The 17,372-nt window shown below is 72.1% G+C and carries 18 protein-coding genes and 2 pseudogenes; 7 read left to right on the forward strand and 13 right to left on the reverse strand.

Annotation, left to right across the window (positions count from 1 at the left end; all coding sequences use genetic code 11):
* A pseudogene (locus tag ACWCO3_RS08065) lies at positions 1 to 429 on the forward strand (cupin); the annotation flags it as partial.
* Positions 430 to 597: 168 nt separating this feature from the next.
* On the opposite strand, the gene recG reads toward ACWCO3_RS08065, so the two are convergent.
* Together recG and ACWCO3_RS08075 are read right to left on the reverse strand one after the other, a co-directional pair.
* Positions 598 to 2,796: an ATP-dependent DNA helicase RecG gene (gene recG, locus ACWCO3_RS08070; protein ID WP_450009094.1), complete on the reverse strand. Its 2,199-nt coding sequence runs from the start codon at positions 2,794 to 2,796 to the stop codon at positions 598 to 600.
* The gene (locus ACWCO3_RS08075; RefSeq protein ID WP_145785110.1) at positions 2,793 to 4,406 is read right to left on the reverse strand and encodes a DAK2 domain-containing protein; all 1,614 of its coding nucleotides are present in this window, start codon (positions 4,404 to 4,406) and stop codon (positions 2,793 to 2,795) included. The genes recG and ACWCO3_RS08075 overlap by 4 nt, the downstream gene beginning before the upstream one ends.
* Positions 4,407 to 4,693: 287 nt before the next feature.
* On the opposite strand from ACWCO3_RS08075, the gene rpmB reads away from it, so the two are divergent.
* Positions 4,694 to 4,885 (forward strand): 50S ribosomal protein L28, encoded by a 192-nt coding sequence (rpmB, locus tag ACWCO3_RS08080; protein ID WP_011905179.1) that lies wholly within the window; start codon positions 4,694 to 4,696, stop codon positions 4,883 to 4,885.
* 102 nt (positions 4,886 to 4,987) lie between these two features.
* Here the strand turns inward: rpmB and ACWCO3_RS08085 are convergent, their stop codons facing one another.
* The gene (locus ACWCO3_RS08085) at positions 4,988 to 5,449 is read right to left on the reverse strand and encodes a GNAT family N-acetyltransferase (protein WP_145785111.1); all 462 of its coding nucleotides are present in this window, start codon (positions 5,447 to 5,449) and stop codon (positions 4,988 to 4,990) included.
* Positions 5,450 to 5,479: 30 nt separating this feature from the next.
* A complete protein-coding gene (locus ACWCO3_RS08090; protein ID WP_450009109.1) occupies positions 5,480 to 6,412 on the reverse strand; it encodes a thiamine-phosphate kinase in 933 nt (310 codons plus the stop codon).
* A gap of 153 nt (positions 6,413 to 6,565) precedes the next feature.
* On the opposite strand from ACWCO3_RS08090, the gene ACWCO3_RS08095 reads away from it, so the two are divergent.
* Positions 6,566 to 6,799 (forward strand): Lrp/AsnC ligand binding domain-containing protein, encoded by a 234-nt coding sequence (locus tag ACWCO3_RS08095; protein WP_030487446.1) that lies wholly within the window; start codon positions 6,566 to 6,568, stop codon positions 6,797 to 6,799.
* A gap of 9 nt (positions 6,800 to 6,808) precedes the next feature.
* Positions 6,809 to 7,492: a DUF3515 family protein gene (locus ACWCO3_RS08100; RefSeq protein ID WP_145785112.1), complete on the forward strand. Its 684-nt coding sequence runs from the start codon at positions 6,809 to 6,811 to the stop codon at positions 7,490 to 7,492.
* Positions 7,493 to 7,542: 50 nt separating this feature from the next.
* Here ACWCO3_RS08100 and ACWCO3_RS08105 read toward each other — a convergent pair whose 3' ends face one another.
* A complete protein-coding gene (locus ACWCO3_RS08105) occupies positions 7,543 to 8,643 on the reverse strand; it encodes a D-alanine--D-alanine ligase family protein (protein WP_145785113.1) in 1,101 nt (366 codons plus the stop codon).
* Positions 8,644 to 8,838: 195 nt separating this feature from the next.
* The gene (locus tag ACWCO3_RS08110) at positions 8,839 to 9,057 is read right to left on the reverse strand and encodes a hypothetical protein (RefSeq protein WP_145785114.1); all 219 of its coding nucleotides are present in this window, start codon (positions 9,055 to 9,057) and stop codon (positions 8,839 to 8,841) included.
* A gap of 281 nt (positions 9,058 to 9,338) precedes the next feature.
* On the opposite strand from ACWCO3_RS08110, the gene ACWCO3_RS08115 reads away from it, so the two are divergent.
* Entirely contained in the window at positions 9,339 to 10,184 is an 846-nt protein-coding gene (locus ACWCO3_RS08115) for a helix-turn-helix domain-containing protein (protein ID WP_145785115.1), read from the forward strand.
* A gap of 5 nt (positions 10,185 to 10,189) precedes the next feature.
* Complete coding sequence (locus tag ACWCO3_RS08120) at positions 10,190 to 10,390, forward strand: DUF397 domain-containing protein (protein ID WP_145785116.1); 201 nt, start codon at positions 10,190 to 10,192, stop codon at positions 10,388 to 10,390.
* Positions 10,391 to 10,568: 178 nt separating this feature from the next.
* On the opposite strand, the gene ACWCO3_RS08125 is transcribed toward ACWCO3_RS08120, so the two are convergent.
* From ACWCO3_RS08125 to ACWCO3_RS08145, 5 genes are all read right to left on the reverse strand, one after another.
* Positions 10,569 to 11,618 carry an ROK family protein gene (locus ACWCO3_RS08125; RefSeq protein WP_145785117.1) on the reverse strand — a complete coding sequence of 350 codons (1,050 nt, stop codon included), beginning with the start codon at positions 11,616 to 11,618 and terminating at the stop codon, positions 10,569 to 10,571.
* A gap of 192 nt (positions 11,619 to 11,810) precedes the next feature.
* A complete protein-coding gene (locus ACWCO3_RS08130) occupies positions 11,811 to 12,599 on the reverse strand; it encodes a putative protein N(5)-glutamine methyltransferase (protein ID WP_450009099.1) in 789 nt (262 codons plus the stop codon).
* Between the two features lie 8 nt (positions 12,600 to 12,607).
* Positions 12,608 to 13,726, reverse strand: coding sequence for a cystathionine gamma-lyase (locus ACWCO3_RS08135; RefSeq protein ID WP_145785119.1), 1,119 nt, complete (start codon positions 13,724 to 13,726; stop codon positions 12,608 to 12,610).
* A 7-nt stretch (positions 13,727 to 13,733) separates the two neighbouring features.
* Positions 13,734 to 14,741, reverse strand: a complete 1,008-nt coding sequence (locus ACWCO3_RS08140; RefSeq protein ID WP_145785120.1) for an NAD(P)H-dependent glycerol-3-phosphate dehydrogenase — start codon at positions 14,739 to 14,741, stop codon at positions 13,734 to 13,736.
* Positions 14,742 to 14,796: 55 nt separating this feature from the next.
* Complete coding sequence (locus ACWCO3_RS08145; RefSeq protein WP_145785121.1) at positions 14,797 to 15,534, reverse strand: lysophospholipid acyltransferase family protein; 738 nt, start codon at positions 15,532 to 15,534, stop codon at positions 14,797 to 14,799.
* A gap of 128 nt (positions 15,535 to 15,662) precedes the next feature.
* Here ACWCO3_RS08145 and ACWCO3_RS08150 point away from each other — a divergent pair.
* Positions 15,663 to 15,878 (forward strand): annotated as a pseudogene (locus tag ACWCO3_RS08150) (2-phospho-L-lactate guanylyltransferase); the annotation flags it as partial.
* 37 nt (positions 15,879 to 15,915) lie between these two features.
* Here ACWCO3_RS08150 and ACWCO3_RS08155 read toward each other — a convergent pair.
* Positions 15,916 to 16,341: a cytochrome c oxidase subunit 4 gene (locus ACWCO3_RS08155; protein ID WP_145779654.1), complete on the reverse strand. Its 426-nt coding sequence runs from the start codon at positions 16,339 to 16,341 to the stop codon at positions 15,916 to 15,918.
* A gap of 9 nt (positions 16,342 to 16,350) precedes the next feature.
* A complete protein-coding gene (gene ctaC, locus ACWCO3_RS08160; protein WP_358166480.1) occupies positions 16,351 to 17,322 on the reverse strand; it encodes an aa3-type cytochrome oxidase subunit II in 972 nt (323 codons plus the stop codon).
* Positions 17,323 to 17,372 lie beyond the last annotated feature (50 nt).

Below are 17,372 nucleotides of genomic sequence, written 5' to 3' on the forward strand. Positions count from 1 at the left end.
GTCGAACCGGCCAAGTTCGCCGCCGCGCACTGGGGACACACCCCGCTGCTGTCCCGCGCCGCCGAGTTGCCCGACCCGGCCGGCTTCACCGATCTGCTCAGCCCCGCTGACGCCGACGAGTTGCTGAGCCGGCGCGGTCTGCGTACCCCGTTCCTGCGCGTCGCCAAGGACGGCCAGCTGGTCGCGGCCGCGCGCTGGACCGGAGGCGGCGGCGCGGGCGCCGAGATCGGCGACCAGGTGCTCGACGAGCGGATCCTGGAGCAGTACGCCTCCGGCGCCACCCTGGTGTTGCAGGGTCTGCACCGAATCTGGCCGCCGCTCGTCGACTTTGCCCGCGACCTGGGCCTCGCGCTCAACCAGCCGCTCCAGGTTAACGCCTACCTCACTCCGGCGGGCAGTCAGGGGTTCGCCACCCACTACGACACCCATGCGCCGACCACCCGGTCGGCGCGCCCTTCGTCATGCGCTGGGTGGCCCGTCCCGGGGTGACGTGATCGACTCGGAATCATTGAAGTCGGGGCATCCCTCCCGGCGGGACACCCCAACTTCCTGAAACTGGAGTGGATCACCGGGCCGGCCGCGGGCACCTCGGCCGCCTCAGCCCTTCTCCAGGTACTCCGCGCGGTCCTCGTCGACGAGCGCGGCAACCGAGGCGGCCAGCGCCGGGTTGCGGGTCAGCTCCGGGTCGTCCTCGATCAGGGTGATCGCCTCGGCGCGGGCGTCGCGGATCAGCTCCGTGTCCCGCCGCAACGAGAGCAGCCGCAGGTGCGAACGGTGCCCGGACTGGGTGGCGCCCAGCACGTCACCCTCGCGGCGCTGCTCCAGATCCAGCTCGGCGAGCTTGAAACCGTCGCTCGTGGACGCCACCGCGTCCAGCCGCTCCCGCGCCGAGGAGCCCTCGGCCGCCTCACTGACCAGCAGACAGAGCCCTGCGGCGGCACCCCGGCCGACCCGGCCCCGCAACTGGTGCAGCTGGGAGACACCGAAACGGTCGGCGTCGAGAACGATCATCACGGTCGCGTTCGGCACATCCACGCCGACCTCGATCACTGTGGTCGCCACCAGCACGTCCAGGTCGCCGGCCGCGAAGGAGCGCATCACCGCGTCCTTCTCGTCGGCCGGCAGGCGACCGTGCAGCACCCCGATCCGCAGCCCGTGCAGCGGCCCCTCGGCCAGCAGCGGGGCCACCTCGGTCACCGCCAGCGGCGGGCGTCGACCGTTGTCGTCCTCGGGTGGCGGCTCCTCGTCGGACGTGGGACCGTCACCGATCCGGGGACAGACCACGTACGCCTGGTGGCCGGCGTTCACCTCCTCGCGCAGCCGACGCCAGGCCCGGTCCAGGTAGGCCGGCTTCTCGGCGGCCGGCACGACGTGCGAGGCGATCGGCGACCGCCCCCGGGGCAGCTGGGAGAGGGTGGAGACCTCCAGGTCGCCGTAGACGGTCATCGCCACCGTGCGCGGGATCGGGGTGGCCGTCATCACCAGCACGTGCGGCGGCTGGTCGGCCTTGGCCCGTAGGGCGTCGCGCTGCTCCACGCCGAAGCGGTGCTGCTCGTCGACGACCACCAGGCCGAGATCGGCGAAGTCGACCCCCTCGTAGAGCAGGGCGTGGGTGCCGAGCACGATGCCGGCGGCACCGCTGGCGACCTCGCCGAGCGCCCGACGTCGCGCCGCCGCGCCCAGCGAACCGGTGACCAGCTCGACCCGGGTGGCGTGCTCGGCGGAACCCAGCTCACCGGCTCTGCCGAGCGGCCCGAGCAGGTCGAGCATGCCGCGGTGGTGCTGGGCCGCCAGCACCTCGGTGGGCGCCAACAACGCAGCCTGGCCGCCCGCGTCGACCACCTGGAGCATCGCCCGCAACGCCACTACCGTCTTGCCCGAGCCCACCTCGCCCTGCAACAAGCGGTGCATCGGGTGCGGTGCGGCCAGATCCTCGGCGATCTCCACGCCCACGTCACGCTGGCCTTCCGTCAGCTCGTACGGCAGACGGGCGTCGAAGGCCTCCAGCAGGCCACCTGGGCGGGCCGGGCGGGGTCGGGCCGGCCAGTCGGCTGCCCGGTGCTTGCGCTGCACCAGGGTCAACTGGACGGCGAACGCCTCGTCCCACTTGAGCCGCCGCCGTGCCCGGTGCAGCGCCTCCTTGCTGGACGGCCGGTGGATCTCCTTCAGCGCGGTGCCCAGCCCGACCAGTTTGCGGCTGGCGCGCACGTCGGCGGGCAGCGGGTCGTCCGGCGGGGTGAACGTGTCCAGCACGACCCGTACGCACCGCGCGATCACCCAGGTCGGCAGGGCCGCGGCGGCCGGGTAGACGGGGATCAGCGCGCCGGCGAACTCCTCGATCTCGTCGCTGACCACCGCCTCACCGTCCCCACCCTCGCCGAGTAGCACGTACTCCGGGCCGTTGAGCTGTCGCTTGCCCCGGAACTCGGTGACCTTGCCGGCGAACAGCCCCCACCGACCGGGACGCAGCTCGCGCTCCCGCCAGGCCTGGTTGCCGAAGAACGTCAACGTCAGCACCCCACCTGAGCCGTCGCCGACGGTCACCTCCAGCAGATTGCCCCGCCGCTGCCGCATCGGACGCACCGCGGTGCGCTGCACCTGGGCCAGCACGGTGACCTGCTCACCGACGTCCAGCGAACGGATGTCGGTGTGCTCGCCGCGCTCGTCGTAGCGGCGCGGAAAGTGGTAGACCAGGTCACCCGCCGTGTGCAGGTCGAGGTGCGTGGCCAGCGCCTTGGCCGTCTTGTCCCCGACCAGCTTCTTCAGCGGAGTGTCCACGGTGGCTGGTTCGCTCATTCGATCCCTACCAGGAGCGGATAAAACGGCTGGCCGCCCGGGTACGCGTGCACCTCGACGAACGGCCAGCGACTCTCGACGTGGGCGCGGACGGCGTCGGTGAGCCCGGCCGGGGCGTCCAGCCCGGCCAGCAGGGTGACCATCTCGCCACCGCCGCCGAGCATCCGGTCGACCACCGCGGCGCAGGTGTCGGTGAGATCGGTGCCGATCAGGTGCACCTCCCCCTCGACCAGCGCCAGCACGTCCCCGGGCCGGCACGGGCCGGCCACTGTCAGCGCCTCCCGGCTGGCATGGCAGACCTCGGCGTAACGGCACGCGCCGGCCGCCTCGGCCATCGCGATCACGTCGTCCTCGAAGCGGCGGTCGCCGTCGCGGACCGCGAGGGCGGCGAGCGCCTGCACCGGCGAGCGGGTCGGCACCACGCTCACCTTGATGCCGTGCCGGCGGGCCTCGCGTGCCGCCGCACTGGCCACGGCCTCCGTGTTGGCGTCGTTGGGCAGCACCACCACCCGGGCCGCGCCGGTGCTGCGGACGGCGTCCAGCAACTCGCCAGTGGACGGGTTGCCCGGCACCACTGTCGCGCCCTCCGCGGTGAACAGCTCGGCGATGCCACCCCCGGTGGCGACCACCACCGCGGCCCGACCGGTCGTCAGCGGCCCGGGGGGCAGCTCCGACTGGTCGGCGAAACGGGTCACCGAGATCCGGTACGGGCGACCGGCGGCGACCCCCGCCTCGACCGCCGCGCCCACGTCGTTGACGTGCACGTGCACGTTCCAGGTGCCTTCCGGCTCCCGTCCGTCGCCGACGACGACCAGGGAGTCTCCCAACGCGTCCAGCGCCCGGCGCAACCCGTCGACCGCCTCCGCCCGGGCGTCGAGCAGGAACTGCACCTCGTACGCATACTCCTCGGAGCCGGTCTCCCGGGCGGCGGTGGCCGCCGGACGGGCGGAGCGCGGCGTCGGCGCGGGGTGGGCTGCGGTCTCGCCGGTGAGCACCGCGACCAGGGCGTCGAGCAGCACGCAGAGCCCTCGGCCGCCGGCGTCGACGACACCCGCGCGGGCCAATGCCGGCAGTTGCTCCGGGGTCCGGGCGAGCGCCTCGGTCGCGGCTCGGGCCGCAGCGCGGGCCACCGCCGGCAGGTCTTCGGTGTCGGCCTGGTCGGCTGCCGTGGCGGCCGCCGCGACCACGGTGAGCAGAGTGCCCTCGACCGGCCGGGCGACCGCCGTGTACGCGGCCGCGGTGCCGGAGCGCAGCGCGGCGGCCAACTCCCGGCCCCGCACCACCGGCGCCATGGCGACCTCGTCGGCGAACCCCCGCAGGATCTGCGAGAGGATCACCCCGGAGTTGCCCCGCGCGCCGAGCAGCGCACCCTGCGCCATCAACCGCAGCGCGTGCCCGTGTGCGGTCGGCCCGCTGTGGGGGAGAGTGTCCAGGTCCATCGCGAGTGCCTGCTGGGCCGAGGTGAGGGTGAGCACCAGGTTGGTGCCGGTGTCGCCGTCGGGCACCGGATAGACGTTGAGCTGGTCGATCTCGCCCTGGTGGCGCTTGAGCGCGGCCAACCCGCTCGCGCACCAGCGGCGGACCGTGGCGGCGTCGAGGGTGTCCAGCACGGGCAGAAGCCTACTGGCGCGCACCGACACGCGCCGGAGTCGTCCGGCGTGTCCCCCGCGTCCCGGTCCAGCGGTCACCGCACCGTGGCCAAGCCCCTCCGGTAGCCTTGCCGCCGGGCCGGCCCACTCTCGGGCGGACGGGCCCGCGACCAGGTGGGAGCCGGAGCACAACCGAGCGCCGGACCGGGCCGGTTGGCCGGGTCGGCGAGTCATCGGGTAACCTGACCAGGTTGCCCGGGCAGCACCTGCCGGCGACCCCATGAACGTATCAATCCCAGGAGTATCCCGTGGCTAGCGTGTGCGACGTCTGTGGCAAGGGACCGGGCTTCGGCCACAACGTGTCCCACTCGCACCGGCGGACCAACCGCCGCTGGAACCCGAACATCCAGTCGGTGCGTACCCCGGCCGGTGGCGGCAACACCAAGAAGTTGAAGGTCTGCACCTCGTGCATCAAGGCCGGCAAGGTCACCCGCGCCTGACGCGGTAGCACCCACTTTCTCGTACGGCTCAGCCGGCGGACCCTGAGGTCCGCCGGCTCTGTCGTGTCCGCAACCGATTCACGGTTGCCGAGAAACTGCAGGTCAGAGGGTACGGCCGAAGGAGACGCAGCCCTCCGCGTCCTTGTAGAAGCCGAAGTTCGGAATCCGCTCGTATCCAGCGGAGCGGTACATGGCAATCGCCTCGGGCTGCTTGTCCCCGCACTCCAGGACCACCCGCTTGCGGCCCTGCTCACGAGCCGAGCGCTCAACGGCGGCCAGGACCGTACGGGCCACGCCCCGGCCCCGCGCCGCTGGCGCCGTGTACATCCGCTTCAGCTCCGCGGTGTCCGCGCCGTGGCTGCGCCAGCCACCGCAGCCGACCGGCTCACCCGCCAGGTAGGCGACCAGGAACGCGCCGTCCGGCGGCTCGAACTCGGTGGCGTCCACCGGGGTGTCGTCGCCGGTGCCGCCGTAGCGGGCACCGAGGTCCGCCAGTGCGGCTTGGATCAACTGCTGCGCCACCGGTGCGTCGAACCGCACCGCCCGGATCTCGATCTCACTCACGGTATCCAGGGTACGGCGGGCACCGGACCCCTAACGGAAGTGGTCCCAGCCGGTCGGGCCGTCGTAGGACGTGCCGTCGACCGTCACACCGGCACCGTGCGTGACCACGCCGATCGGCCGCCACTCCGGCGGTAGCGCCACCGCCGGGGGGAAGGTCGCGGCCAGCGCGTGGTCCTCACCGCCGGTCAGGATCCAGGTGTACGGGTCGACGCCGAGCGCCTGCGCGGCGTCGGCCATCTGCCGGGGCACCTCGAACGCGTCCCGGCGTACGTCGATGGCCACCCCGCTCGCCGTCGACACGTGCCCGAGGTCGGCGAGCAGCCCGTCCGACACGTCGATCATCGAGGTGGCGCCGAGTTTGGCGGCCTGCGGACCGGCCGGGTAGGGCACCTGCGGCCGCCGGTACGCCTCGACCAGCACCCGGGGCGTCCGGAAGCCCCGGGTGAGCACGGTCAGCCCGGCCGCCGCATACCCGGTGCGCCCGGCCAGGGCGAGCACGTCCCCGGGACGGGCACCGGAACGCAGCACCGGAGGACGCCCCTCCAGGTCGCCGAGAGCGGTGACCGCGACGGTCAGCGTGGGGCTGGAGGACATGTCCCCGCCGACGACGCTCGCGCCGACCGACGACGCTTCCGCGGACAGCCCGTCGGCCAACTCCTCCGCCCACCCGGTCTCCAGATCCGCCGGCATGCACAGGGCGACCAGCAGGGCCGTCGGCGTCGCGCCCATGGCCGCGATGTCCGCCAGGTTGGCCGCCGCCGCCTTGTGCCCCACGTCGAGGGCCGAGCACCAGTCCCGCCGGAAGTGTCGCCCATCGACGAGCACGTCGGTGGAAGCAGCGACCCGACCGTCCGGCGCGGACACCACCGCCGCGTCGTCACCTGGGCCGAGCACTGTCGTCGGCCCGTACGACAGTCGAGCGGTGATCTTCCCGATCAGCCCGAACTCCCCGATCCCGGACACGCTGACGCCACCACCGGCGTTCCGCCCGTGCCGCCCGGCCCCGCCCTGCTCGCTCACCGCTGCTCCTTGACCACCGATAGGGATCAGACCTGGTCCGTAAGGTACTTTCACCCTTCGGGCCGCTCCCGGGCGGCGACGGACGGAGGTCTAGTCGTGGTACAGGCGTACATCCTCATCCAGACCGAGGTCGGCCGCGCACGTGACGTGGCGGGTCTCATCGCGGACATCCCCGGCGTCGTACGGGTCGACGCCGTGACCGGGCCGTACGACGTGGTCGTCCTCACCGAGGCGAACACCGTCGACGAGCTCGGCAAACTCATCGTCAGCAAGGTGCAGATGGTGCCCGGCATCACCCGCACCCTCACGTGTTCGGTGGTGCGGCTGTAAGTGGACGAGATGACGACCTCCTCCTCCGCTCTGGACGACGACGGCACGCGCGAGGCAGCCGACGGGACGCGTGGGCCGGCTGACGGTAACCGCGAACCGGCCGACACGACCGCCGCCGCGCCGGCCGGTCGGGACCGGACCATCCGCGGCGCCGCCCTGCTGGCCACGTTGATCGCGCTGCCCATCACGTTGCTGGTGGCCGTGCTGGCCTTCACCAAGCTCGCCCCGGACACGCCAGCCGCCGCGCCGAGCCCGTCCGCCAGCAGCGCCCGGGTGCAGTCCACCACTCCGGTGCAGATGGCCGCCCCGGCGCTGGCCGCCCGCCCGGCCACCGTCTGCCGGGCTCTGCTCTCCCAGCTTCCGGCGAGCATTCGCGATCTGGCCCAGCGGCCGGTGACCGCCGGCCCCGAGCAGAACGCCGCGTACGGCGACCCGGCGCTCACCGTGGCCTGCGGCGGCACCGAGCCGACGTTCCCCAGCACCGACGAGGTCTGGACGGTCAACCGGGTCTGCTGGCACCTGGCCGAGCAGGCCGACGCGGCAGTGCTCAGCACCGTCGACCGGGAAACACTGATCACCGTGCGGGTTCCACGCTCGTACGAGCAGCCGTTGCAGTGGGTGCCGGCCATCTCCAGCACGATCGTGGCGACAGTGCCGTCCGGCGGCGCCATCCCGTCCGGCTGCCAACGCTGACGCTGAGCGGGCCCCGCACCGGCTGACGTACGCGGGCGGCGCCGGCTGGCTCAGTGCAGGCCGACGCCGCGCCGCTGGGCGGTACGGATCAGTCGGTTGACCAGCTTCGGGTATTCCAGGCCCGCAGCAGCCCACATCCGCGGAAACATCGACGTCGGGGTGAACCCGGGCATCGTGTTGATCTCGTTGAGGTAGACGTCCAGCTCGGGCGTGACGAAGAAGTCCGCCCGGGCCAGGCCGGCGCAGTCCAGCGCGGTGAACGCGCGGACGGCGTACTCCTGCACCTGACGGGTCACCCGCTCCGGCAGGTTGGCCGGGATGTCGTACTCACACGAGTCGTCGAGGTACTTCGCCTCGAAGTCGTAGAAGTCGTGGTCGGCGACGACCCGCACCTCGGCCAGCACGGACGCCTCCGGCGCGCCGCCGGCCTCGCCCTCCAGCACGCCGCACTCGATCTCGCGGCCGATGATCGCAGCCTCGATGATGACCTTCGGGTCGAACTTGCGGGCGGCGGCGACCGCGTCGTCCAGCTGCGCCCAGTCGCTGACCTTGCTGACGCCGAAGGACGAGCCGGCCCGGGACGGCTTGACGAAGACCGGCAGGCCCAGCCGCTCCTTGTCCTGCTCGCTGAGGGTCATCCCGTTGCGCAGCACCGCGTACGTGCCGACCGGGATGCCCTCGACGGCACAGAGCTTCTTGGTGAACTCCTTGTCCATCGCGGCGGCGGAGGCGAACACGTTCGCCCCGACGTAGGGGATGCCGGCCATCTCCAGCATTCCCTGGATGGTGCCGTCCTCGCCGTACGCGCCGTGCAGCACCGGGAAGACCACGTCCACGTCGGCCAGCACCCGAGGACCCTCGGTGGGGTCGAGCACCATCAGCCCGTTGCCGGTGGGGTCGGCGCGCAGCACGATGTCGTCGCCGGAATCGGCGGTGATCTCCGGCAGCTGGCGGGCGTTGATCGCGAGCTGGGCGGGATCTCCGTTGGTCAGCACCCACTGGCCGGCCCGGGTGATGCCGACGGGCACCACCTCGAACTCGTCCGGGTCGAGCGCGCCGAACACGCTGCCGGCGCTGACGCAGGAGATGCCGTGCTCCGGGCTGCGGCCGCCGAACACGATCGCCACGCGGGTCTTGCCTGGGGTGGTCACTCCGGTCACCTCTTCGTACGCGACTGCGGCTGGTCGTGCTCGCCGGTGGCGCTCACCCGGTTGACCTTACTGTGCGTGGCGGCAGGGCGAGGCGATACCCGGCGAGCCGCAGCACGACACGGCAATCGGTCAACAAGAGGTATACGGTGCGTGACGGTGCAGTAGTTGTCCCGCAGGCCGGTGACCTGGGCCTATTCAGTCTCGGGAGTGCCGGCGACCGACGGCTATCACCTTGACCCGCTGTCGGCCGGCCCGCACCATGCCCAGCGCCATGAACGCTCCGGCGATACGGTCGGCCGCCTCACGACTGCTGGCGCCGACCACCTGGCGGCGCCGCTCCGGCGCGACCCGCTCGTTGCGCTCGATGCCCTCGACCGGGCGTACGTCGGTGAGCACCACGAGAAAGCGGGTCATCGAAAGCCGCCCGCGGCGCACACGGCGGGGGGCTGCGGGCAGGTTCCCACGTCGTCTCCTTCCGGCGGGCCGGGATGGAGGGGCGGCACGCGACGATCGGGTACGGGGGAGAAACCCGATCGCCGCGCGCCCCATCCCCTCCGGTCGCTCACCACCACCGTCGCCACGACAACCGGCGGTGAGGACGCGATAACAGATTGACACGTGTACAGCCGTGAATGCAACTCTCATCGACGTTCTCTCATGCAGACGTTCCCGCAAATGTGTGCGACCATCGATGTATGGCTCCGAAGACCGCCCGCGCCCGCCGGCTCGGCATCGCCCTGCGCCAACACCGGGAAGCCGCCGGGCTGACGCTGGAGACCGCGGCGGATGAGATCAACAGCACCCGCAGCACCCTCTCCCGGTACGAGAACGCCCAGACCCTGATCACCCCAGCCACCGTGCGCGCCCTGCTCACGTCGTACGGGGTGAGTGCCGAGGAGGTGGCCGCAGCGGTGCTACTCGCCAAAGACGCCCGCAAGCCAGGTTGGTGGGTGTCGTACTCGTACCTGCTGGATCCACGCACCATCGACTTCATCGCGTTGGAGGCCGAGGCGACCGCCATCGCCAACTTCGAGCCCTCGGTGGTGCCCGGCCTGCTGCAGACCGCGGACTACGTCCGTGGCGTGATGCGCGGCGGGCCGCACACCCTCGGCGACGACCTGGTGGAACAGCGGGTCAAGATCCGCCTCGACCGGCAACAGCGCCTCACCGCCGACAACCCACCCATCTTCGACGCGATCATCGACGAGGGCGCGTTGCTACGCCCGGTCGGCGACCAGTCGGTGATGGACGGGCAACTGCGACACCTGGTCAAGATGGCCGAGCTGCCGAACATCAGCGTCCAGGTGATCCCCCTGTCGGCCGGTTACCACCGGGGCACGCGGGGCTCACTGCACATCCTCGAATTCGCCGACCCGGAGGATCCGATCATCGCCTCGGTGGAGACCGTGGCAGGTCAGATGATCCTCGACCGGGCCGGCGAGACGCGTACCTGCACCAAGATCATGGAGCATCTCCGAAGCGTGGCGCTCAGCCCGGCGGACAGCCGCGAGATGCTCCTGTCAGCCCTGAAGGGACGGTAGGACCGATGACACCGACAATCACAGCGGCCTTGGCCGCGGCGGCGTGGCGCAAGAGCAGCCGCAGCGGCGATGAGGGCGCCTGCGTCGAGGTTGCCGCGCTGCCACGGCTGGTGGCCGTCCGCGACTCCAAGGATCCGGCCGGACCGGCCCTGCTGTTCGCAACGGCCGCGTGGGCGGCCTTCGCCCAGGCGCCACCGCGCCCCTGACCAGACCCCCACACGGCTCACCGACCGGACACCTCACCTGCGACCGCCCGCCGCGCCGCCTGTCAGGGCGCGCGGCGGGCCGGGACGCGACCGACTCAGACGCCAGACCGGGACCACGCCCCCGGGGCGGTGGCACCAACGACAAGGCAGGCCGCTGGCGCGCCAGATGTGGGCAGGCTCAGGCGACCAGCGGGCGAGGCTCCGGGGCCGCGCGCAGCCTCTCCAGAGCGGCGATCGCCACACCCCGGGCACCGGCCATGTCCCGGTCCGGCACCAGCGCGAAGGTGGCCACGGCCGCCTGCTCCTCGCGCAGCACCGTGTGCTCGCGGACCGTCGCCAGGAACCAGTCACGGAACTCCGGTGCCGCCTCGACCACCCCACCACCGACGAAGTACGCGTGCGGGTCGGTGAAGTTCGCCGCCACTGTGAACAACCGCCCCAGCGCCATCGCCTGCTGGGTGAACAGATCCCGCGCGAGGGCGTCTCCCCGTTCGCCGTACCCGCGCACCAGCTTCGCCGCCCGAGCCACCGGTTCGGCGGCGAGCGGGTGGTCCGGGTACCGGGTCAGCCAGTACGGCAGCAGGTTGCGCTCGATGCCGGTCAGCGAGGCGACGCTCTCGACGTCACCGGTGAAGCCGCAGGCACAGGTGGGCTCCGGCTGGCCCGGACCGAGCAGTCCGGTCAGCGGGACGTGCACGTGGCCGAGTTCCCCGGCCATGCCGGCCGCACCGGCGATCACCCGACCACTCTCCACCACGCCGCCACCGAGGCCGGTGCCGACAATCGCGGAGACCGACGATCGGGTCATCGCCTCGGCGCCGAAGTGCACGTGGTGGGCGTAGAGCGCCGCCGCGTTGCCGTCGTTGTGGTAGATCACCGGCAGGCCGAGCCGTCGTTCCAGCGCTCCGCGCACGTCGAAGCCCCGCCAGGCCGGCTGGGAGAAGTTGGTGGAACCCCGGGACGAGATGACCCCGTCGGCGCTGGCCGGGCCGGGAGTGTCCAACCCGACCGCCTGGACCAGTTCGCGCGGCACCCCGGTCTGCGCCAGGGCCCCGTCCAGCGCCCGGGCCAGCGCCTCGATCGCCGCGTCCGGGCCGGCCTGCACCTCGCTGGGGATCTCCAGCAGCCCGTCCACCAGGAACCGACCGTCCACCGTCAGCACTGTGGCGTTGTTGCTCGTGCCGCCGTTGTCCAACCCGACGACCACCGGCACCCCTGCGCTGCCCACCGAAACCGCCTCCCGCCGTCATGAGTGTGAGCCGAGGCTAGTGCCAAGCCCCCTCCCCCGCCACGCCCGGCCACCCCGCCCAGCCTCTTCCCGTCGATCATGGAGTTGTGGCGGGGAAGGAATAACGTGATGTGGCACAAACTGGACACCACAACTCCATGATCGACCGGTTCAACCCGGGCCCGGAGGGGGTTAGGTTGGGCGTTGGGCTACGACCGCTGTGGCGTCCAGGTCCTCGTCGTGGCGCACGGCGGGGATCAGGCCGGCCGCGCTGAACGCGTCGCAGAGCATCGACACCTGGGTGGTGCCGGCCTCGACCACCAGGTGTCCGCCGGGAGTCAGCCATCCGGCCGCGTCGACGCCCACCCGACGCAGCACGGAGAGCCCGTCCGGCCCGCCGTCGAGCGCCACCGGGGCCTCGTGCAGCCGCGCCTCCGGAGGCATCAGCGCCACCGCGTCGGTCGGCACGTACGGGGCGTTGCAGACGACGAGGTCCAGCCGGCCCCGCCACTGCGGGGGCAGCGGCGCGAAGAGGTCGCCCTCGTACACCTCGATGTCCAGCCCGTCGACGTTGCGCCGCGCACACGCCACGGCCGCTGGGTCGATGTCGGCGGCGGCCAGCCAGCGTGGCGTGAGTCGGTGCGCCAGCGCGACGGTGGTGGCCCCGGACCCGCAGCAGAGGTCGACGACGGCCGGGGCCGGGCCGGTGACCTCGGCCGCCACCTGGACCAGCAGGGCGGTCCGGGCCCGCGGCACGAAGACGCCGGCGTCGACGGCGATCCGCAGGCCGGCGAACTCGGCCCACCCGAGCAGGTACTCCAGCGGTTCACCGGCCACCCGACGGTCGGACAGGTCGGCCAACGTGGCCGGGGAGTCGGCGGCGGCCAGCAACAACTCGGCCTCGTCCTCGGCGTAGACGCAGCCGGCGGCGCGCAGCCGGCCCACGAGGGTGGCCCGGTCGGTCGGGGACGGTGATGCCATCGGCAACCTCAGACCGGCCCGGCCGCGTCCAGCGCGGCGGCGATGTCGGCCACCAGGTCCGCGGTGTCCTCGGCCCCGCAGGAGAGCCGGACGAAGCCCGGTGCGGTGTCGTCGCCCCACTGCTCCCGGCGGTCCGCCGTGGTGTGCAGGCCACCGAAGGAGGTCGCCGCCGCCACCAGCCGGGCAGCCTCGATGAACCGGCCCACCCGTTCGGCGCTGCCCAGGTCGAACGACAGCACCCCCGGTATCCGGCGCATCTGGGTCGAGGCCACCGGGTACGCCGGGTCGTCCGGCCGCCCCGGCCAGCGCAGGCCCGTCACATCCGGACGGCCGGCGAGCAGGTCGACGACCGCAGCGGCGTTCGCACTCTGTCGGGCCAGCCGAAGGTCGAGAGTGGCCAGCGACCGGTGTGCCAGCCAGGCGTCGAACGCCCCCGGAACCGAACCGGTGGTCGTCCGCCAGGTCGTCACCGCGGCGATCAACTCGGTGGACCGGCTGACCAGGTAACCCAGCAGCAGGTCGGAGTGGCCGGTGAGCGCCTTCGTACCGGAGGCGACCACCAGGTCGGCGCCGAGGTCGAGCGGGCGCTGACCGAGCGGGGTGGCCGTGGTGTTGTCCACCGCGAGCAGCGCGCCGGCGGCGTGCGCCCTCTCGGCCAGGGCCGCCACGTCGACCACGTCGAGGCCCGGGTTGGCCGGCGTCTCCACCAGCACCAGCCGGACACCCTCGAACGACGGGTACGGCCCGACGGTCGGCACGAAGAGCACCCGGACGCCGATCGCCTCCAGCACGTCGGTGGCGAACGCCCGGACCGGGAAGTAGCCGTCGGTGGGCAGCACCACGGTGTCCCCGGGGCGCAGCAGGGTCAGCAGCAGGCCGGTGATGGCCGCCTGACCGGTGGCGAAGACGCGGCACTCACCGCCCTCCAACTCGCCCACGGCGGCCTCCAGCAGCCGCCGGGTCGGGTTGTCCGGGCGACCGTAGCCGTTCGGCGACGCGCCAGGGCCCTGGAACGGGTCGAGGTGGTACGGCGCGGCGAAGACCGGCCCCGGCAGGAACGGGTCTCCTGGTTTCGCCTCCGGCAGGCCGGCGCGTACGCAGCGGGTGCCGTCTCCCCACTCGCTCATCGGATCCTCACTCGTACGACTCGGGCTTGGCGGTGCGGCTCATCAGGGTCTCCACGGCGAGGCGCGGATCCATCCCCTCGTGGCAGATCCGCTCGACGTGCTCGGTGATCGGCATCTCCACGCCGTGCGCGCGGGCCAGGTCACGGATCGCCAGGCAGCTCTTCACGCCCTCGGCGGTCTGCCGGGTGGCGGTCTGGGCCTGCTCCAGCGTCTCGCCCCGGCCCAGGTGCTCCCCGAAGGTGCGGTTGCGGGCCAGCGGAGAGGAGCAGGAGGCGACCAGGTCACCCATGCCCGCGAGACCAGCGAAGGTGATCGGGTCCGCGCCGAGCGCCACGCCCAGCCGGGCCGTCTCGGCCAGCCCTCGGGTCATCAGCATGGCCCGGGTGTTGTCGCCGAAACCCATCGCGGTGGCGATGCCGTACGACAGGGCGATCACGTTCTTGACCGCCCCGCCGAGCTCACAGCCGATCACGTCGTCGTTGGTGTACGGGCGCAGGTACGGCGTCCGGATCGACGCCTGCACGAGCGCCGTACGGTGACCGTTCGTTCCGGCGACCACTGTCGCGGCGGGCTGCTCGGCGGCGATCTCCGGGGCCAGGTTCGGACCGGACACCACGACCACCCGGTCGGCGGCGACCCCCGCGGTCTCCACGATGACCTCGCTCATCCGCTTGGTGGTGCCCAGCTCGATGCCCTTCATCAGCGACACCAGGGTGGAGTCCGGGTGCAGGTGCCCGGCCCACTCGGCGAGGTTGCCCCGCAGGGTCTGCGACGGCACCGCAAGGACCACCACCTCGGCGCCGGTGATCGCCTCGGCGGCGTCGGCGGTGGCGGTGACCCGGGCTGGCAGCAGCAGGTCCGGTAGGTACTCCGGGTTGCGGCGCTCGGCCCGGATGCTCTCGGCGACCGGCGCACGACGGGCCCACACGGTCACGTCACGGCCCGCGTCGGCCAGGATCTTGGCGAAGGCGGTGCCCCAGGAACCGGCGCCGAGCACCGCGACGTGCCCGCTCATTCCGCCGCTCCGTTTCGCTGCACGGCGGCCCGGACCGCACCACTGCTTCGCTCGCTCATGCCGCTTCGCCCTGCTGCTCACGGCCGGCGGAGGGCCGGACGGGTCGTTCCCACAGCGGCGGCGGCGTGCCGCCACGGATCTCGGCGAGCATGTCCCGCAGCCGCAACATGATGGTGTCCGTCATCTCTTCGAGGGTGGCCCGCGACGGTTGGGCGTCCGCCCACCGGCTCAGGTCGATCGGTTCCCCGGCGACGACGGTCACCGGGATCCGGGGGCGCAGGCTCACCCGGCTGGTCCGTGGATCGAAGATCTGCTCCGGCCCCCACATCACCACCGGTACGACGGGCGCGCCGGTGGCCAGGGCCAGCCGGGCCGCGCCGGTCTTGGCCTTCATCGGCCACAGCTCCGGCTGCCGGGTGGTGGTGCCCTCCGGGTAGATCACCACGGCACCGCCCTTGTCGAGCGCGCCGACCAACGCGTCCAGCGAGCGGACCGCGTCGACGCTGCCCCGCTCGACCGGGATCTGCAGGCACCGGTGCAGGATCCAGCCGACCACCGGCACCCGGAACACGCTGGCCTTGCCCAGGTACTGCGGCCAGCGCCCGGAGTCGTAGATGAAGTGCGCGGAGACCAGCGGGTCGGCGTGCGAGAGGTGGTTCGCCACGATGATCACGCCACCGTCGCCGCTGAGGTGTTCCTGGCCACTCCAGGTCCGGCGGGTCCACACGGTCATCACGGGCTTGACCAGCCCCACGGCGAACCGTTGCCAGAACCCCAGCCTTCGCCGTGCCACTGTGCCTCCTCGTCGCGCCCCAACCCCGCCGCGAAACCCCGCCCGCGACACCCGCAGCGGAAATCATGCCTGCTCGCCCCCGGTACGGCCAGCGAGGGTCCCGTCGTCCGGCTGGCAGGATTGCGGACGTGAGTCAGGCGAGGTGGGCCGTGGTGGTGCCGGTGAAGCGTCTGGGCGCGGCCAAGAGCCGGCTGCGGGGCGCGCTGTCCGGCGTACCCCATGAGGAGCTGGCGCTGGCCCTGGCGGCCGACACCCTCCGCGCGGTGCTGGCCTGCCCGGCGGTCGCCGAGGCCGTGGTGGTCACCGACGACGCCCAGGTGACGGCGGCAGCACGGGCGGCGGGCACCTGGGGAACGGGCCTTCGTGGTGGACTGGGTCCGGTCAGTGCTCGGCGGTGCGCCGGGTGCCGCTGTAGTACTCGAACAGCAACCCGCAGGCGGCGAAGACGACCGCCACCAGGCCGGCGCCGATCAGCCAGTACTGCCAGAACACCATGCCGAGCGCGGCGATCGCGGCGGCCAGCGCCAGGCCGAACGGCCAGTAGCTACCCGGGCTGAAGAAGCCGACCTCGCCGGCACCGTCGGCGATCTCGGCGTCCGGACGGTCCTCCGGACGCAGGTCGATCCGGCGCGAGACGAACCAGAAGAAGCCACCGCACATCGAGCAGAGCAGGAACGACAGCAGCAGGGCGACGGTTCCGACCCACTCGATGCCGCCCGACTCACCGTTGGTCCAGGCGCCGTAGAGGATGGTGGCACCGAAGAGGAACACGGCGATGATCAGGAAGATACGCCACTCGGTCTTCATGCGGCTGCCTCAGCTTCCCGTACGGGCCGGAACGTCGTCCGGGTTGAAGTTGTCCTGCGTCCGCCGGGTGTCGAACGGCCGCGTGGTCTCCGCGTACGGCTCCTCACCGATCTCGGTGAGCGCCTCCTGGGTGGACTTGCCGGCCTGCTTGGCCGCCAGGAACTGGTCGTACTTCTCCGGCGAGACCACCCGCAGCTCGAAGTTCATGAAGGCGTGGTAGCTGCCGCACAGTTCGGCGCAGCGCCCGACGTAGGCACCCTCGGCGTCCAGGCTGGAGACCTCGAACACGTTGCGGATCTTGCCCGGCATGACGTCGCGCTTGAACAGCAGCTCCGGCACCCAGAACGAGTGGATGACGTCGCGGCTCGTCTCCTCGAACCGGATGGACCGGTTGGTCGGGAGAACCAGCACCGGGATGACCTCGCTGGTGCCGAGCGTCGACGCGGTGGTCTTGGCGTCCGGGCCCTGGCCGTCGCGGTAGTTGAACTGCCAGTTCCACTTGAAGGCGACGACCTCGACAGTGACGTCCGGGTTCTTCGACAGCTTGTCGACGTCCGTCTGCACGATCGCCGTGTAGTAGAAGAGCACGGAGACGATCAGGATCGGCGCGATGGTGTACAGGAACTCCATCGGCAGGTTGTAGCGGGTCTGCACCGGCAGCGCGTTGCCACGCTTGCGGTAGCGCACGACACACCAGAAGATCAGGCCCCACACGAAGACGCCGACCGCGAGCGCGGCGATGCAAGAGGCGATCCACAGGTCGTACATCCGCTTCGACTCCGGCGAGATGCCGCCCTGCGGCCAGCCGAAGCCGTGGAAGGTCTGCCCCACGTCACAGCCAGTGAGCAGAACCAGCAGCGCCACGCCACCGAGACCGAGCCCGGCCAACCGACCAGCACCACGCCCCCGGCGTCCACCAACCCCCGGGGAAGCGCTGTGCCGTACGGCCGACGGCCGTACCTCCGAACTCCTTGCGACCACCTGGTCCTGCCTCCCTAGCGCGCCGCGGTGCGTCTTTCCTCAGCACCGAC

The organism is Micromonospora sp. NPDC002411 (assembly GCF_053592955.1).

Coding starts and splice junctions, on each gene's coding strand:
- ACWCO3_RS08155 (WP_145779654.1), bottom strand. CDS start 16,341: ATGAAGACCGAGTGGCGTATCTTCCTGATCATCGCCGTGTTCCTCTTC.
- ACWCO3_RS08130 (WP_450009099.1), bottom strand. CDS start 12,599: ATGGCATCACCGTCCCCGACCGACCGGGCCACCCTCGTGGGCCGGCTG.
- ACWCO3_RS08135 (WP_145785119.1), bottom strand. CDS start 13,726: ATGAGCGAGTGGGGAGACGGCACCCGCTGCGTACGCGCCGGCCTGCCG.
- ACWCO3_RS08110 (WP_145785114.1), bottom strand. CDS start 9,057: ATGACCCGCTTTCTCGTGGTGCTCACCGACGTACGCCCGGTCGAGGGC.
- ACWCO3_RS08115 (WP_145785115.1), top strand. CDS start 9,339: ATGGCTCCGAAGACCGCCCGCGCCCGCCGGCTCGGCATCGCCCTGCGC.
- ACWCO3_RS08140 (WP_145785120.1), bottom strand. CDS start 14,741: ATGAGCGGGCACGTCGCGGTGCTCGGCGCCGGTTCCTGGGGCACCGCC.
- ACWCO3_RS08120 (WP_145785116.1), top strand. CDS start 10,190: ATGACACCGACAATCACAGCGGCCTTGGCCGCGGCGGCGTGGCGCAAG.
- recG (WP_450009094.1), bottom strand. CDS start 2,796: ATGAGCGAACCAGCCACCGTGGACACTCCGCTGAAGAAGCTGGTCGGG.
- ACWCO3_RS08100 (WP_145785112.1), top strand. CDS start 6,809: ATGACGACCTCCTCCTCCGCTCTGGACGACGACGGCACGCGCGAGGCA.